Source organism: Streptomyces sp. NPDC047880, from assembly GCF_040706515.1.
Lineage (GTDB): Bacteria > Actinomycetota > Actinomycetes > Streptomycetales > Streptomycetaceae > Streptomyces.
The window spans coordinates 244,105-259,985 of record NZ_JBEZOK010000007.1; the positions used below are offsets into that span (position 1 = coordinate 244,105).

Genomic DNA, 15,881 nt, shown 5'->3' on the forward strand with positions numbered 1-15,881 from the left:
CACGGCCCGCCCCGGAAGGTCCTCCACGCCATGGGCAACCACCCGCACCACTCGCGGACCACGCTCCGCGTCAACGGCAAACCCCACACGCTGACCGTCGACCACCGGCGGGTCCTGCTGGACCTCCTGCGCGAGGATCTCGGGCTCACGGGCGCCAAGAAGGGCTGTGACCACGGCCAGTGCGGCGCCTGCACGGTCCTGGTCGACGGGCGGCGGGTCAACAGCTGTCTGCTGCTCGCGGTCGCGCTGGAGGGCTGCGAGGTGACCACGGTCGAAGGCCTCTCCGGCGACGGGGAGGAACCGCATCCGCTCCAGGCCGCCTTCCTGGAACGCGACGCCTTCCAGTGCGGCTACTGCACCCCGGGCCAGATCTGCTCCGCGGCCGGTGTCCTCGCCGAGGCGGCGGCCGGTCACCCGTCGCACGTCACCGACCCGGCGGCGCCGTCGGGCGAACCGGTGGAGCTGGGCCGTGCGGAGATCCGGGAGCGGCTGAGCGGCAATCTGTGCCGGTGCGGTGCGTATCCGCGGATCGCCGAGGCCGTCGAGGACGTGATCCCGTGAAGGAGTTCGCCTACGTCCGCGCCGGCAGCGTCGAGGAGGCGACCTCCGCGTACGCCTCGCACGCAGGCTCCCGATATCTCGGCGGCGGCACCAATCTGGTCGACCTGATGAAGCTCGGCGTCGAGACGCCCACCATGCTCATCGACGTCACCCGACTGCCCCTGCACACGATCGACGAACTGTCCGACGGTGCCGTGCGCGTCGGGGCGATGGTCCGCAACAGCGACCTCGCCGCCCACCCCCTGGTTCGCGACCGGTACCCGGCGCTGTCACAGGCGCTGCTCGCGGGGGCCTCCGGGCAGCTGCGCAACGCGGCGACGACCGGTGGGAACCTGCTCCAGCGCACCCGCTGCCCGTACTTCCAGGACGTGTCGAAACCGTGCAACAAGCGGGATCCGGGCAGCGGGTGCGGTGCGCGGGACGGTGTCCACCGTGACCACGCGGTGCTCGGGCACTCCGCGCACTGCATCGCCACTCATCCGTCGGACATGGCGGTGGCGCTCGCCGCTCTGGACGCGCGGATCGAGCTGGACGGACCCGAGGGTGCCCGCCGTGTTCCGGCGGCCGGCTTCCACCGGCTGCCCGGCGACCGGCCCGAGCAGGACACCGAGATCCGCCCGGGCGAGCTGATCACCGGTGTGGTGCTGCCGGCGGGCACGGCCGGGGTGCCCTCGGCGTACCGCAAGGCCCGTGACCGGGCCTCCTACGCCTTCGCGCTCGCGTCGGTCGCGGTCGTGCTGCGTCTGGAGGACGGTGTGATCGGCCATGCCGGCATCGCGTTCGGGGCGCTGGCGCACCGGCCCTGGCGGGCCCGGCGCGCAGAGGAGGCGCTGCTGGGTGCGGCCCCGACCCGTGCGGCGTTCGAACAGGCCGCCGAGCGGGAGCTGTCCGCCGCGCAGCCGCTGCGGGACAACGCCTACAAGGTACCGCTCGCCCGCAATCTCGCCGTGGACGTGCTGGCGCGGCTCACCGGCACCGCGCTCACCGGGAGGGCCTCATGACCGGCAGTGTGGGCGCCCCGGCGGAGCGCCGGGAGGGACGTGAGAAGGTCGGGGGCACCGCCCGCTACGCCGCCGAGTTCCACGACCCCGGCCGGGCGCAGGCCTGGCCCGTACCGGCGAGTGTGGCCCGGGGCCGGGTGACCGGTGTCGACACGGCGGACGCCCTGGCGGTGCCCGGTGTCCTCACCGTCCTCAGCCACGAGAACGCGCCGCGTCTCGCGGAGCCGGACGATCCCACGCTCGCCGTGCTGCAGAACGCCCTGGTCCCGCACCGCGGCTGGTTCGTGGCCCTGGTCGTGGCCGAGAGCCTGGAGGCTGCCCGGGCCGGTGCGGCCGCCGTCCGCGTCACCTACGACACCGAAGAGCACGACGTGGCCCTCACCGCCGGGCACCCCGGCGTGTACGTGCCCGAGGAGGCCAACGGCGGTCACCCGGCCGTGCGTGAACAGGGCGACCCCGACGAGGCGTTCGGGTCCTCGGCCGTCCGGGTGGACGTCGCCTACCGGGTGCCGCCGCTGCACAACCATCCGATGGAGCCGCACACCAGCACCGCCCGGTGGGACGACGGCCGGCTGACCGTGCATGGCTCCAGCCAGGGCACCGATGCCGTACGGGCCACGCTCGCCGCGCTGTTCGGCCTGCCGCAGGAGCAGATCGTCGTCACCGCCGAGCACGTCGGCGGCGGCTTCGGGTCCAAGGGCACGCCCCGGCCCGACGTGGTGCTCGCCGCCATGGCGGCACGTCACACCGGGCGCCCGGTGACGGTGGCCCTGCCCCGCCGCCATCTGCCCGCCGTCGTCGGACACCGCGCGCCGACCCTGCACAGGCTGCGGCTCGGGGCCGGCGCGGACGGCCGTCTGGTGTCGCTCGTGCACGAGGCCACCACGCACACCTCGCGCATCAAGGAGTTCGTGGAGCAGGCGGCGGTGCCCGCGCGGGTGATGTACGCCGCGCCGCACAGCCGTACGGTGCACAGGGTGGCGGCGCTGGACGTCCCGTCGCCGTCCTGGATGCGGGCCCCGGGTGAGGCTCCCGGCATGTACGCGCTGGAGTCCGCCATGGACGAGCTCGCCACCGAACTCGGCATGGATCCGATCGAGTTGCGCGTCCGCAACGAGCCCGACGTCGAGCCCGACAGCGGCAAGCCGTTCAGCAGCAGGCACCTGGTCGAGTGTCTGCGCGAAGGCGCCCGGCGCTTCGGCTGGGCCGGGCGGGACCCCCGCCCGGGCACCCGCCGGGACGGGCCCCTGCTGCTGGGGACGGGCGTGGCGGCGGCGACCTACCCCGTCATGGTGGCCCCGTCCACGGCGACGGCCCGCGCACGGCCCGACGGAACGTTCCTGGTGCGGATCAACGCGACCGACATCGGCACCGGCGCCCGGACCGTACTCGCGCAGATCGGCGCCGACGCCCTCGGGGTGCCCCTGGAGCGGGTCCGGATCGAGGTGGGCAGCACCGAACTGCCGTCGGCGCCGCTGGCCGGCGGCTCGTCCGGCACCGCCTCCTGGGGCTGGGCCGTGCACGACGCGTGTGACCGGCTGGCCCGGCGGCTCGCGGAGCACCCGGGGCCGCTGCCGGAGGAGGGCCTCGGCACCCGGGCCGACACGAAGGGCATCGCGGACGCCGGGAGCGACTTCGCCCGGCACGCCTTCGGGGCGCACTTCGCCGAGGTCGCCGTGGACACGGTCACCGGCGAGGTGCGGGTCGGCCGGCTGCTCGGGGTGTACGAGGCGGGCCGCATCCTCAACGCCCGTACGGCGCGCTCCCAGTTCGTCGGCGGCATGACGATGGGCCTGGGCATGGCGCTGACCGAGGGCAGCACCATGGACGCCGCGTTCGGTGACTTCACCGAGTCCGACCTGGCGTCGTACCACGTGCCCGTGCACGCCGACGTCGCCGGGATCGAGGCGCATTGGCTCGACGAGGAGGACTCCCGGCTCAACCCCATGGGCAGCAAGGGAATCGGGGAGATCGGCATCGTGGGAACGGCCGCGGCCATCGGCAACGCGATGCACCACGCCACGGGCGTCCGCCTGCGTGAACTCCCGCTCACGCCCGACCGGGTGCTGACCGGGTTGCTGGAGCGCCGGGCGCAGCGGGCGGTGTGAGACGACGGGTCTCCCGGACGCCGACACCGATCGGCCACGGCGGTGTGCACCAGGTCGCTGACGGCGTCGCCGTAGAGCACCCCGGAGACCGGGCCGGTCCCGGTCGTCGGGTAGGCCTCGTCCACGGGCCTCGCGGCGGGCTCGGTGCCCTCGCTCCTGTCCTCCGGCGCGGACCGGGCGGGCTCCAGTGCGGAATCGTCCCGTCCGGCACGGGAGCCGCGGGCCGCGCCTCCGCCGGATCAAGCCAGTCGCCGGCAGGAGGAGTTGGCGGAGCGGCGGTCCGGTCCGGTCCGGTGGGTGCGACGGGCCGGTCGGCGATCCGGTTCGTCCGACAGGTCCGGCCCGTCAGGTCGGTCGGGTCGGTCGGGTCCGATTCGAGGGCCGGCGGCCGCGTTCCCGCCGCGGCTGCCGGGTGGGAGCCGAGAGTGACGGGCTCGGCGCCGCCCGGTCGGCCCGGAGGGGACCGGCGACGGGCTCGGAGCGGCCCGCCCGGTACTCGCGTCGTACGGCCGGGTGGGCTGCGCGCTCGTCTGCTCCACCTGGTGCGTGCCGGTGGCGGCGGTCGTCTCGGTGGACGGCGGGGCGGACCCGTACGACTCTTCGGGTAGGGCGGCTTCGTTCGAGCAAGGTGATGAGGAGCAAGTCGTCATGCTCGCCTCCGTGGAAGCCCGCGGCCGCCCCTGCGCCCCCTCCCTGTGACGAGCTACGTTCCTCTGACCGAGGAGGCCGCCCAGGCGCCCATGTCCCTCCGTGCCACCCGGATGAGCCACCGGGATGGCCCGCGCGCACGGGAAAATGCGCCGACTCGCCGACATGTCGGGCTCCGGCCGCAATACAGCCGCCGGAAAAGGGAATCCAGCTAGGGACACCCCGTGTCGCGGCATGCCATGAGGAGGGCAACCCGTGGATACGACCACACAGGTGATCGTCCTGGCCGCGGTCCTCGCGGCCGTCGTCCTCGTCTTCGCCCTGACCGTCCTCGTACGGCTGGTCCGGACCCGGCGCGATCTGCGCCGCGCGGGACTGCCCACGGGCCCGCGCTGGGTCTTCTGGGGCGCGGTTCTCTACCTGGTCCTGCCCACCGATCTGGTGCCGGACCCGGTGTACCTGGACGACATCGGAGTCCTGCTGCTCGCTCTGCGCACCGTCCGCGGCTCCCTCGGCGAACGGGAGCGCAGTACGGCACACCGGCCGGACCAGCAACTGGCCGATGACTACGGAAAGTAAGGAAACCAACCACCCGTTCGATTCGTATAAGTCTCTGGAAGCCGAAACAGATCGGCGGACCGGGCGTATTCACCCCTGGACCGACACCTGATCGGCGCAGTACCGACGAGGGAGAGACGATGCAACCGTTCGCGCTCAACTACGCGCGCCCAGCCGTGGAGTTGGAAGCCGCCATTCCGTACGTGTACGACGCCGGACTGCAGTTGAACGTGCTCCGCGACGGCCGCGTCGCGGCCTGTGACTTCGCCCTGTTGAGGGAGTTCGGCACCACGACGTCCACTGCCGGCTCCAAGACGCACTTCGACGACTGACCGCGGGCCGCCGACTATGACCGTACTGATCCTCACCTGCGAGGAGGACGTGACCGCGGACATGGTGGTCGTGCACCTGAACGCAACGGGCGTGCCGGTGGTCCGGGTCGATCCCGCGGACCTGACCGGTGGTGTCGCGCTGTCGGGGGAATACGTGCACGGCCGGTTCCGTGGCCATCTGTCCGCCGGGGGGCGGCTGGTGAGCATCGGGGGGCTCCGGTCCGTGTGGGTGCGCCGGCCCGGCGCCCCGGCCGCGCGAGCGGCCCAGCCGTCCGACTGGCTGACCGAGGAGGCCGCCCAGGCGCTCTACGGCATGCTGAGGGGCTCGGACGCGCGCTGGATGAACCACCCCGACGCGGCGCGCCGGGCCCGCCACAAGCCGTGGCAGCTGCGTCTCGCCCAGAGATGTGGCCTGCCCGTGCCCGCGACGCTGATCACGACGTTTCCGCGCGCCGCCCGCGAGTTCGCCGAGCGCTACCCGGAACTGGTGGTCAAACCGGTGTCGGGCGCGCATCCGCAGGACCCGCCGCGGGCCGTGCCGACCAGCCGGGTCGCGCCGGACACGGATTTCGCCGCCGTGGCGTTCGGGCCGACGCTGCTCCAGCGGCGGATCACCAAGAGTGCCGACATCCGGCTCACCGTCGTGGGCGAGCGGATGCTGGCCGCCCGCAAGGCGACCGCGGCGGACGCGGACCCGGACGACGTCGACGTGCGGTTCGCCGCGCCCGGCTCGCCGTGGCTCCCCGTCGATGTGCCGTCCTGCATCGCGCCGGGTGTCCTGGCCTATCTGCGCGAGGCCGAACTGACCTACGGGGCTTTCGACTTCGCGGAGGACTCCGACGGGACGTGGTGGTTCCTGGAGTGCAACCAGTCGGGGCAGTTCGGGTTCGTCGAGGTGGAGACGGGTCAGCCGATCGCCCGCACCATCGCCGAGTGGCTGGCCCGGCCCGTCCCGGTCCAGCCCTCACCCGTCAACGACGCACGCATGAGAGCCCATTGAATCGCCCGGGGCCCGGCGCGGGCCGGTCCTCGGGTCGTGGCCCGTTTCACTGCGGGCGCGGGCCCGGGAGCATGCCCGCGCGCTGCCAGCCCGCGCCCGGGGAGTGCGGTCGGTCGTAGCCGAGGGACTGTGAGGGCCGCATGACCAGCTCCAGTTCCCTGCTCACACGTTCGGCCTCGCGGCGCACCTGTGCCGGTACGTCACCGCGCTCCGCGATGAGTCTGTCGTAGATGGGGGAATCCTGGAACACCCGTCAACGCGCCCTTCTGCTCGTCGGCCCCATGCGGGGGCGAGACTGCGAGTGTAGGCGGCAGGGTGTCCCGGAGTGTGAATTCCTTGGGATGACTTGACGCAGACCGGACATCCATGACAGGCGGACGCCTGCTTTCCTCAGGCTCCCGTCGTGGAACCGGGCCGGACGACCATGAGGACGGTGACCGTTGCCCACAGCAGGTTGAAGATGCCGGTGAACATGGCGAGTTGCACGGTGGCCCGGCGGTCTGGCGCCCGCTCGCCCCTGAGTAGGTCCAGGATCTCCTCCTGCCGGGGCAGGACGAACGCGGCCAGGACGCCCGCGGCCGCGGCGGTCAGGGCGATGGAGGTGACGAGCCATCCGCTGCCGAGGACGCCCATCGCGGCCGCGGTGGCGAAGCCCAGCAGGGGGACGGCCAGTCCGACGCCGGCGTAGACGCGGCAGATGCGGTGCAGCAGTGCGGGCGGGCCGGCGTTCGTGGGGCCCGCGCGGCGTACGGCGGGCGGGAACATGCTGGCCGCGACGGTCACGGGACCGACGGCGACGATGGCTGCCAGGACATGGAGGGACAGCAGGATCTTGGTCACGGGGCTCTTTCCGTATACGCGGTCGACGGCGCCCACGCTAGGACGCCGTCCGATGGGCACACAGGGGCGGGAACGACAGCTTCCGACGGATTCTCGCCACCTGGCCCGACCTGCGCCTCAGCGCCGCAGCCGGCACCGCCCCCACGTCACAGGTCCGGCGGGAAGGCACCTAGGGTGGCGGCCATGCACTCCGTGGCGATCCTGGTTCTCGATCATGTGGTGCCGTTCGACATGGCGGCACCACAGCAGACGTTCGCCTGGACCCACCTGCCGGACGGGCGGCCCGCCTACCGGGTCCGGCTGTGCGCCGAGACACCCGAGGTGCGCGCGGACGGCGGCTTCACCCTGCGGATCGACCGGGGGCTGGAGGCGCTGGCGGAGGCGGACACCATCATCGTGCCGGGCTGCTCCCCCGACGCCGCGCCGCCCTCCGCCGGGGTGCTGGCAGCCCTGCGCGAGGCGGCCCGGACGGGTACCCGGATCGCGTCGGTGTGCGTCGGTGCCTTCGTACTGGCGGAGGCGGGACTGCTGGACGGGCTGCGCGCCACCACGCACTGGGGGGCCGCCGGCGAACTGGCCCGGCGCTTCCCGCGGGTCGAGGTGGAGCCGGAGGTCCTGTACGTGGACAACGGCCAGATCCTCACCTCGGCCGGGGCGGCCGCGGCGCTGGATCTGTGTCTGCACATGATCCGGCGGGACCTGGGGTCGGCCGTCGCCGCGGACATCGCCCGGATGTCGGTCATGCCGCTGGAACGCGAGGGCGGCCAGGCCCAGTTCATCGTGCACCGGCATCCGCCCGTGCCCCGGGGGTCGGCGCTGGAACCGGTCCTGGAGTGGATCGAGGACAACCTCGCGCGTGAGGTGACGCTGGGCGCCCTGGCGGAGCGGGCGGGAATGAGCGAGCGGACCTTCAGCCGCCGCTTCCGCGAGCAGACCGGCACCACACCGTTGCAGTGGCTGCTGCGGGCGCGGGTGCGGCGCGCCCAGTACCTGCTGGAGAACTCCGACCACTCCGTCGAACGGATCGCGCGCCAGGCGGGATTCGGCTCACCGACCGCGTTCCGGGAGCGGTTCCGCAAGGTGGCCGGCACCACGCCGTACGCCTACCGCGCGGCGTTCCACGGGCGGACGAACGCCTCGGCGGCCCCTTCCTAGGGGCCGCCGAGGCGCGCCGCCCGGTCCGTGCCGGGCCTCCGTCAACCGTCAGCCGACCAGCGTCAGTCCGTTCTCCCCGTCCGCGTCCGCCGCGTCCGTCCGCCCCTCGGTGAGCAGCAGGACATCCGCCTTGGCAATGGCGTCACTGATGTCGGACGTCCCCATCATCACGCACAGCGTGTAACTGACGTCCTCCAGTTCGCGTGCCGCCGTCGGCACGTGCCTCTCCGACTGAGCGATCCTCAGCGACGCGTACCGCGTCAGCAACTCCCTGACGATCTTCCGGTCCGGTACAAGCACGTAGCGCCCCTCTCTGTGTTTTCGCTGCGTATGCCCGAACCACCCGGAAACATTCACACGATTTTCTCACCTGGGGCGGATTTGACTAGAACTGATCGGATGCGATCGGTTGAGGTTGGAGGGCAGGTAGCGGGGCAGGTCCGCCTCGCCCTCCAGGTCGTCGAGGGCGCCGAGACCGGCGATGCCGAGCAGGGTCGTCGTCTCGGGGTTGAGCAGCACCGGCGCGGACAGGGTGCGGGGCAAGACCGCGCTGTCCGGTCCGGCCTGCACGACGTCGTGACCGAGGCCGGTGCCGGGCAGGTTGGTGTCGCCGGGGATGCTGCCGCCGAGGTCGGCCAGTGAGGTGGAGACGGTGGTGTCGAGGGCGAAGTAGCCGGCGCACTGGTTGTACCCGGCGTCCGCGGTGGTGGCGCTGTCGCCGTCGAAGTCGGCGGTGGCGAAGTACCCGGTGATCACGCCGCCCAGCGAGTGCCCGCCGCACAGCACCTTGCGCTTGCGCAGCGTCTGGGAGGGCAACTCGGCGGCGAGCAGGTCGTACTGGTCGCGCACGGTCTGCTCGATGCCGAGCTTCGCCATCCAGCCCAGCTGGGCGTTGCCCGCGAAGCCGGCGAAGTTGCGGCCGCCGACGCGCTTGCCGCGGTAGTAGTAGTCGACGGCGGTGTGCTGGTCGCCGGAGGCGATGCCCGTGCGGTCCTCCAGGCAGTTGGAGCGCCGGTCCAGCGCCCAGAACTCGATGTGCAGGCCCTGCCGGGCGGCCTTCGTGACGGTGTTGCGGGCGACGCTGTCGAACGCGCCCGCCCCTTCCAGGATGCCGGGCTGCGCGACGAGGACCCGGTCGGCGTCGGCCGACGCGGCGGGGCCGTCGGCGGAGCGATAGCGCAGGTACGACAGCCAGTCGCACGCCGCCGGGCGGGGCCCGGCCGACTCCGGCAGCGGCACCTTCACCCGCACCGCCGACTCCGTCACTCCGGTCACCGGCGAGGTGGACCGCACCGGTGTCTCGGTGCGTGCCCCGTGCGCCCGGAGCGGCGGCCGTGAGTGTCCCGGCGGTCAGCAGCACCGCCAACGCGGCACCTCGCCACTTCCCTCTGTTCCTGCGGTTCATGTCCATGCCACGGACGCCAGGGCGGTGGCCCGACCGCCTTCAGGCAGTGCTGATGAGAACTCAGCTTCCGGATCGCGCCTTGTCACGGGCGCACAGCCGGCCCCAGGCAACGGCCAGGGACACGATGCCGTACCGCTTCTGGGCCCCACCGAGCTGCGAACCGGCCGTTTCGGGAGCATGGTGGGGCTATGGACGGTCAACCCCCTGTGGTCGTGCAGCCGCCCGCGACGGACGGCGGACGGCTGGTGACCATCCGCGGCGAGCGCATGGGCGTCGCCTACAGCCTTTTCGACGTACTGGACCTGCTGCACCGCGAGGGCCTGCCCACCACCGACACGGCCGTCGACGACACCGAGCTGATCGAGTGGCAGGGCGGCGGCCCGTACGACTGGAACAACGGATCGTCCGACGAGGCGTGAGCCCGCGTAGATCCGTGGCGGCGGCCCCTCAGCGCGATGCGTTTCGTGCCGCCCCTGCCGCCCGGTCGAGACGGTCGCGACCGGCGGGCGTCAGCTTCAGGCCGGCCGCGGCGAGGTTCTCCTCCAGATGCCCGACCCGCGCCGCGCCCGGGAGGGGCAGGACGACCGGCGCACGGTCGAGCAGCCAGGCGAGTGTGACCTGCGTGGGCGTGGCTCCGAGCTCCGCCGCAGCGGCGATCTCGTCGGCGGCTCCCCTCTCCCAGGCCGCGGGCCGCCACGGCACTGACCTCCGACAGTCCGACCCGGCCGATCAGGCCTTCGCCCTGCAGCTCGCACTAGGGTGCCGAGCTGCTCGGCGAGTGGCGTGCGTCTGCCGACGGCGCCCGGGCCCCGGCCGGGACAACGCCCTCGCGGCGGCCGGACGGGCCGTGGAGCTGGGCGTCACGCTGATCGACGGGGCATACCCGATGCGGAACGCCGACGACATGGACGCGACTGCCCTCCGGGTCAAGGGGCCACGCCGGCCAGGCAGTTGGCCACGGGACCGGCAGCGGCGGCACGCGGCCTCCGCCCGGGGCGCGGCGCGGGCTCGACGCGACGTCGTCAGCGCCGGGCGCTACGCTGCGCGAAGACAACCCCTTTGCACTTTATGGGAGATTCTCATGGCCTCGCGCCTCAACCCGTACCTCACCTTCAACGGTGACGCCCGGCAGGCGATGGAGTTCTACAAGGAGGTCTTCGGCGGCACCCTCGACCTCAACAGCTACGGCGAGTTCGGGCAGGCGGACGCCCCGAACGCCGACAAGATCATGCACGGCATGCTGGAGACGACCGGCGGCTTCACCCTGATGGGCGCCGACAATCCGCCGGGCATGGAGTCCGCACAGGGCAGTCCCTTCTCCGTGAGTCTGAGCGGTGATGACGACGCCGAACTGCGCGGCTACTGGCAGAAGCTGTCCGAGGGCGGATCGGTGTCGGTGCCGCTGGAGAAGCAGATGTGGGGTGACGTGTTCGGCATGTGCACCGACCGCTTCGGCGTCCCCTGGATGGTCAACATCAGCACGGAGAACTGAGCACCCGGGCCCGACGATCCCGGGTCATCCGTTCGGGGGCCGCCCCTGCACACCGTTCACCGCCGGTGTGCAGGGGCGGCCCCCCCTTTTGTCGGTACGTCCTTCTGCGAGGAGAACACCCCGGCCGTCGATCTCGTCCGCGCGATCGACGAACCGTGGATGAACTACCCGTACTGCGCGCCGCACACCTTCCACCTCTCGGGCGCCGACCCGACGGCGGACATCGCTGCGATGATGCGCCACGCCGAGGACAAGCTGCGGCACGTGCACATCGCGGACTCCTTCGACCACAACGACATCGGTCAGGGCGAGGTCGACTGGGACGTCTTCTTCGGCACCCTGCGCGTGCCGGGCTTCGACGGAGTCGCCACGGCCTGTGTGTTCGCCCGGGAGGAGCGGGCCCGGGAGTCGTCGGCGTTCATGCTGGACCGCATCCGCGAGGAACTGGCCGGGTGAGGGGCGCCGGGCGGACGGGTCAGGGGCTCGTGAGGATCACCAATTCCCGCGTCGCCCGGGTCATCGCCACATAGTGGTCGACGGCGCCCTCGACACCGTCGCCGAAGTCCTCCGGGTCGACGAGCACGACCAGGTCGAACTCCAGTCCCTTCGACAGCTCCGGGGTCAGCGACCGGACGCGGGGCGAGTCGGGCCTGAAGACGGGATCGCCGATCACACAGGCGATCCCGTCGGCGTGCTCGGACAGCCATGCGTCGAGGACCGACGTCAGCTCCGCGACGAACCCGTGACGGACGGGGACGCCGCCGCTGCGGATCGACGTGGGCACGTTGGCGTCCGGCAGCACGGCCCGGATGACCGGCTCCGCCTCCGCCATGATCTCGGCGGGCGTCCGGTAGTTGATGCTCAAGGACGCCATCTCGATCCGGTCCAGACCGACCCGCTCCAGGCGTTCCTGCCACGACTCGGTGAACCCGTGCCGGGCCTGGGCGCGGTCCCCGACGATGGTGAAGCTGCGGGACGGGCAGCGCTGCACCAGCATCTGCCATTCCGCGTCGGTCAGTTCCTGCGCCTCGTCCACCACGATGTGCACGAACGGCCCGGCGAGCCGGTCCGGGGCGGCGGTGGGCAGGGCGCCGTCGTCGAGAAGGGAGTTGCGCATGTCCTGGCCGTGCAGCATGACCAGCACGCCTTCACCGTCGTCGTAGCTGTGCGCCTCCAGCAGGTTGTCGATGACGTCGGCCATGCCCTCCTGCCGGGCGGCGACGGCGGCCTCCTGCCGGCGCCTGCGCCGTGAGGCCTCCGGGTCGCCGAGCCGTGCACGGGCCGCGTCCAGCAGCGGCAGGTCCGACACGGTCCAGGCATGCGGCTGCGCGCGCTGCAGGGAACGCACCTCGTCACGGCCGAGCCAGGGGGCGCACATGCGCAGGTAGGCGGGCACGGACCAGAGGTCCCCGACCAGGTCGGTCGCCTCCAGCAGCGGCCAGGCGCGGTGGAGCACGCCGAGCAGTTCCCGGTCCTGTGACAGGGCCTTGCGGAGCAGGTCCGCGGGGACGTCGCCCTCGTGCCGGTCCACGAGGATCGTCAGCAGCGCGTCCCACACCTGGTCGCGTGCCTCGTTGTGCGGGGTGCCGGGTTCCACCGCGTCGAAGGCCGCAGCCCAGTCGTGGGCGGTGAGGCGGATGCCGGACCAGTGGGTCGTGACGGTCATCGCCTCGGTGGGCGGCTCCTCGTAGAACCGGACGGCTTTCTCGATCGCCCGCACCATGTCCGCGGACGACTTGAGGCGGGCCACCTCCGGGTCCGTCTCGACCGTCGCGGTGGCCCCCTCGTCGACCAGGTCCCGCAGGATGCAGGTCTGCACGCCCTCCTCGCCGAGGCCGGGCAGGACGTCCGAGACGTAGGACAGGTAGGGCCGGTGCGGGCCGACGAACAGCACGCCGCCCCGGCGGTGCTCCCCGAGGCGGGGGTCGGAGTACAGGAGGTAGGCGGCGCGGTGCAGGGCGACGACGGTCTTGCCGGTGCCGGGGCCGCCGTCGACGACCAGGGCGCCGCGGGAACCGGCGCGGATGATGGCGTCCTGGTCGGCCTGGATGGTGCCGAGCACGTCCCGCATACGGGACGAGCGGTTGGTGCCGAGGCTGGCGATGAAGGCGGACTGGTCGTCGAGCGCGGCGTGCCCGGCGAACGCGTCGGCCGCGAACACCTCGTCCCAGTAGTCGCCGACCCTGCCGCCGGTCCAGCGGTAGCGGCGACGGCTGGTGAGACCCATCGGGTTGCCGTGGGTGGCCCCGAAGAACGGCTCGGCGGCAGGGGAACGCCAGTCGACCAGCAGGCGGCGTCCCTCGCTGTCCGTGAGACCGAGCCGTCCCACGTACACGGGCTCGGAACCGTCCGCGCCGACCATGCGCCCGAGGCACAGGTCCAGCCCGAAGCGGCGCAGGGCGCGCAGGCGTGCGGTCAGCCGGTGGATCTCGGCGTCCCGGTCCATGGCCTGCCTGCCCTTGCCACCGGGGGCCCGGCGCTCGGCTTCCAGGCGGCCGGACAGGTCGGCGATCGACTGCTCGAGACAGTCTGCGATGGCGGCGAAGTGCCGCTCGTCCGCGGCGATCGACGCCGGGTCGGCCTTGTGCGCGAGGCGGTCGGCAAGGCCGAACGCGCTCGTGGTCGCAGGGGTCACGTCATGCTCCCGTTTCCGCAGGTCATGGGCTCAGGCCGGACATTTTGCGGGAGACGGGGGGCCTTGCCGCAAGGCCCCCCGTGGGCTATAACTTGAGACAGGCGAGGAGAGGACTCCTTGCCTTTCTTGTTGCCCGCCCCTGGTGCCCGTCGGCCGTTCCCGTGTGGCACGCTCGTCGTCCCGGCAGCGTGGAGAGGCGGCGGCATGCGCATAGGACTGCTCGGTACCGGACCCTGGGCACGGATGGCCCACGCCCCCGCGCTGAGCGGGCACCGGGAGCTGGATTTCGCCGGTGTGTGGGGGCGGCGTCCCGAGGCCGCGAAGGAACTGGCCGAGCGGTACGGCGTTCCCGCCTACGACGACGTGGAGGCGCTGTTCGCGGACGTGGACGCCGTCGCCGTGGCACTGCCGCCGCAGGTGCAGGCCGCGCTCGCCGCGCGGGCGGCGAGTGCGGGGTGTCATCTGCTGCTCGACAAGCCGCTCGCGCCGACTCCCGAGGAGGGACGGGCCGTGGCCGACGCGGCCCGGGAGGCCGGTGTCGCCTCGGTCGTGTTCTTCACGACCCGCTTCCAGCCCGGGCCGGCGGCGTGGATCGCCGAGCAGGCGGCGGTGCCGGGCTGGTTCACCGCGCGGGCCGAGTGGCTCGGGGCGGTGTTCACCAGCGAAAGCCCCTTCGCGACGCCGTGGCGGCGCGAGAAGGGGGCGCTGTGGGACGTCGGCCCGCATGCCCTGTCCGTGCTGTTGCCGGTCCTCGGCGACGTGCGGCACGTGACGGCGGCGGCGTACGGCCCCGGGGACACGGTGCATGCCCTCCTCGACCACGCGGGCGGCGCGTCCAGCACCCTCACCCTGAGCCTGACGGCACCGCCCGCCGCGGCCGGTGCCGCGGTGGAGCTGCGTGGTGAGGCCGGGGTGACCGCGCTGCCGGACGGCTCCGACGGAGCGGTGCCCGCGCTGATGCGGGCCGCGGACGCGCTGCTCGGCGCCGCCCACAGCGGCCGCCCGCACGCCTGTGACGCGGCGTTCGGCCTGAGGGTGACGGAGATCCTCGCCGCGGTCCAGGAGCTGCTGGACCACTGAGTACGGGGGTTCCTAGGCCGGGGCGAAGTTGAGCCGCTCCTTCACCACCGGGTAGCCGGCCTTGGCGAAGTTCGCCGCCATGGGGACGTTGCCCTGGTCCGTGGCGGCGGCGACGAACTGCGCACCCTGCTCGACGAGGAAGTGGGTGCACTCGGCCAGGAGGTCGAAGGCGTAACCGCGGCCGCGGTGTTCCGGAACGACGCCGATGAAGCCGATGCAGGGACCCGAGGGGTTGTGGGCCGGGATGTGGATGCCGGCCAGGTCGCCCCGGGGGGTGTACGCGACCTGCCACCATTCGCGCGGTGACGGGCACCAGTGGAAGAAGTCGAGTTCCTCCTGGGCGGCCCGTTCGGGTCCGCCCTGCCCGATGGCCTTGAGGGCGTGCGCGTCGAGGGTGACGGAGTGGATGCGGCGCAGCGCGTCGAAGAACACGGCGTCGTCGGGTTCGGCGCGGAACTCGAGGCGCGCGGACCGCTCGGGCAGGCCGTGGCCGGGGGTCCAGCGGTACAGGAGGCGTTCGGCCAGGAGGTGGTAGCCCGCCTTGCGGGCGGCGGTGCGGCGGGTGTCGGCGGCGGCGCGCAGGGCGGGGTCGTCGCGCCAGCCGGCGGGCAGGTTCAGTTCCAGTTCGACCTGCCGGGGGGCGGAGCGCAGCAGTGCGGTGCCCGCCTCCTCCTCGCCTTCGGCCACGTCGAACCAGTTGAGGTTGACGGGCTCGGTGTCGTCGGGGCCGCCCCACCATGCGCCGCGGGCGACGACCCGGCCGTCGCGCAGGGCCACGCGCTTCCAGTCGGGGCGGTGCCGGGTCAGCCGGTGGTTCTCACGGGCGCCCAGCGGGTCGGGCAGGGTGTCGAAGAGAGCGGCGTCGCTCGAATCGAGCGCGCGGATGACCACGTCGGTCATGGGATGTCCTCCGGGAGGCAAGCTGCTCGGAGCGCTCCCGGTCGGTCAGTCGAGGCACGCCCGGGGCACGGGGAGGGAGCGCGGAAACGGTGTGAACTGCACGGCTCTGCCCTCCTCTTGCCGGTGTCGGGGCGTGGCGCACCACACGCTACGGGATCTTCGGCGG

At 72.7% G+C, this 15,881-nt stretch carries 15 protein-coding genes and 3 pseudogenes; 11 read left to right on the top strand and 7 right to left on the bottom strand.

Translation table 11 applies throughout. The annotated features are described in order from the left end of the window. The first annotated feature begins 30 nt into the window (after positions 1-30). From AB0937_RS14235 to tgmB, 6 genes are all read left to right on the top strand, one after another. The gene (locus AB0937_RS14235) at positions 31-561 is read left to right on the top strand and encodes a 2Fe-2S iron-sulfur cluster-binding protein (RefSeq protein WP_366711769.1); all 531 of its coding nucleotides are present in this window, start codon (positions 31-33) and stop codon (positions 559-561) included. After that, positions 558-1,562 carry a xanthine dehydrogenase family protein subunit M gene (locus AB0937_RS14240; protein WP_366711770.1) on the top strand — a complete coding sequence of 335 codons (1,005 nt, stop codon included), beginning with the start codon at positions 558-560 and terminating at the stop codon, positions 1,560-1,562. The genes AB0937_RS14235 and AB0937_RS14240 overlap by 4 nt, the downstream gene beginning before the upstream one ends. Beyond that, complete coding sequence (locus tag AB0937_RS14245; protein WP_366711772.1) at positions 1,559-3,670, top strand: xanthine dehydrogenase family protein molybdopterin-binding subunit; 2,112 nt, start codon at positions 1,559-1,561, stop codon at positions 3,668-3,670. The genes AB0937_RS14240 and AB0937_RS14245 overlap by 4 nt, the downstream gene beginning before the upstream one ends. Positions 3,671-4,573: 903 nt before the next feature. Beyond that, complete coding sequence (locus tag AB0937_RS14250) at positions 4,574-4,897, top strand: YkvA family protein (RefSeq protein ID WP_366711774.1); 324 nt, start codon at positions 4,574-4,576, stop codon at positions 4,895-4,897. A gap of 119 nt (positions 4,898-5,016) precedes the next feature. Then, entirely contained in the window at positions 5,017-5,208 is a 192-nt protein-coding gene (gene tgmA / locus AB0937_RS14255) for a putative ATP-grasp-modified RiPP (protein WP_053673313.1), read from the top strand. Positions 5,209-5,224: 16 nt separating this feature from the next. After that, positions 5,225-6,208 (top strand): ATP-grasp ribosomal peptide maturase, encoded by a 984-nt coding sequence (gene tgmB / locus AB0937_RS14260; RefSeq protein ID WP_366711776.1) that lies wholly within the window; start codon positions 5,225-5,227, stop codon positions 6,206-6,208. A gap of 46 nt (positions 6,209-6,254) precedes the next feature. On the opposite strand, the gene AB0937_RS14265 is transcribed toward tgmB, so the two are convergent. Both AB0937_RS14265 and AB0937_RS14270 read right to left on the bottom strand, forming a co-directional pair. Further along, on the bottom strand, positions 6,255-6,458 hold the full coding sequence (locus AB0937_RS14265) for a hypothetical protein (protein ID WP_031111422.1): 204 nt from the start codon (positions 6,456-6,458) through the stop codon (positions 6,255-6,257). A 140-nt stretch (positions 6,459-6,598) separates the two neighbouring features. Continuing rightward, the gene (locus tag AB0937_RS14270; RefSeq protein ID WP_366711778.1) at positions 6,599-7,048 is read right to left on the bottom strand and encodes a hypothetical protein; all 450 of its coding nucleotides are present in this window, start codon (positions 7,046-7,048) and stop codon (positions 6,599-6,601) included. A gap of 183 nt (positions 7,049-7,231) precedes the next feature. On the opposite strand from AB0937_RS14270, the gene AB0937_RS14275 reads away from it, so the two are divergent. Further along, the gene (locus AB0937_RS14275; protein WP_366711779.1) at positions 7,232-8,203 is read left to right on the top strand and encodes a helix-turn-helix domain-containing protein; all 972 of its coding nucleotides are present in this window, start codon (positions 7,232-7,234) and stop codon (positions 8,201-8,203) included. Between the two features lie 48 nt (positions 8,204-8,251). Here the strand turns inward: AB0937_RS14275 and AB0937_RS14280 are convergent, their stop codons facing one another. Both AB0937_RS14280 and AB0937_RS14285 read right to left on the bottom strand, forming a co-directional pair. Further along, complete coding sequence (locus tag AB0937_RS14280; protein ID WP_234848339.1) at positions 8,252-8,503, bottom strand: DUF5133 domain-containing protein; 252 nt, start codon at positions 8,501-8,503, stop codon at positions 8,252-8,254. A gap of 108 nt (positions 8,504-8,611) precedes the next feature. Further along, positions 8,612-9,614: pseudogene (locus AB0937_RS14285) on the bottom strand (hypothetical protein); the annotation flags it as partial. A 182-nt stretch (positions 9,615-9,796) separates the two neighbouring features. Between AB0937_RS14285 and AB0937_RS14290 the strand changes: the two are divergent. Beyond that, entirely contained in the window at positions 9,797-10,027 is a 231-nt protein-coding gene (locus AB0937_RS14290) for a hypothetical protein (protein ID WP_366711780.1), read from the top strand. 28 nt (positions 10,028-10,055) lie between these two features. On the opposite strand, the pseudogene AB0937_RS14295 reads toward AB0937_RS14290, so the two are convergent. Continuing rightward, positions 10,056-10,310 (bottom strand): annotated as a pseudogene (locus tag AB0937_RS14295) (aldo/keto reductase); the annotation flags it as partial. A 379-nt stretch (positions 10,311-10,689) separates the two neighbouring features. Between AB0937_RS14295 and AB0937_RS14300 the strand changes: the two are divergent. Further along, positions 10,690-11,100: a VOC family protein gene (locus tag AB0937_RS14300; RefSeq protein WP_366711782.1), complete on the top strand. Its 411-nt coding sequence runs from the start codon at positions 10,690-10,692 to the stop codon at positions 11,098-11,100. A gap of 102 nt (positions 11,101-11,202) precedes the next feature. After that, positions 11,203-11,556 (top strand): annotated as a pseudogene (locus AB0937_RS14305) (sugar phosphate isomerase/epimerase); the annotation flags it as partial. Between the two features lie 19 nt (positions 11,557-11,575). Here the strand turns inward: AB0937_RS14305 and helR are convergent. Beyond that, entirely contained in the window at positions 11,576-13,735 is a 2,160-nt protein-coding gene (gene helR, locus AB0937_RS14310; RefSeq protein WP_366711784.1) for an RNA polymerase recycling motor ATPase HelR, read from the bottom strand. Positions 13,736-13,939: 204 nt separating this feature from the next. Here helR and AB0937_RS14315 point away from each other — a divergent pair, with 204 nt between their 5' ends. After that, positions 13,940-14,815, top strand: coding sequence for a Gfo/Idh/MocA family oxidoreductase (locus tag AB0937_RS14315; protein ID WP_366711786.1), 876 nt, complete (start codon positions 13,940-13,942; stop codon positions 14,813-14,815). A 12-nt stretch (positions 14,816-14,827) separates the two neighbouring features. Here the strand turns inward: AB0937_RS14315 and AB0937_RS14320 are convergent, their stop codons facing one another. Next, positions 14,828-15,715 carry a GNAT family N-acetyltransferase gene (locus AB0937_RS14320; RefSeq protein ID WP_366711787.1) on the bottom strand — a complete coding sequence of 296 codons (888 nt, stop codon included), beginning with the start codon at positions 15,713-15,715 and terminating at the stop codon, positions 14,828-14,830. Positions 15,716-15,881 lie beyond the last annotated feature (166 nt).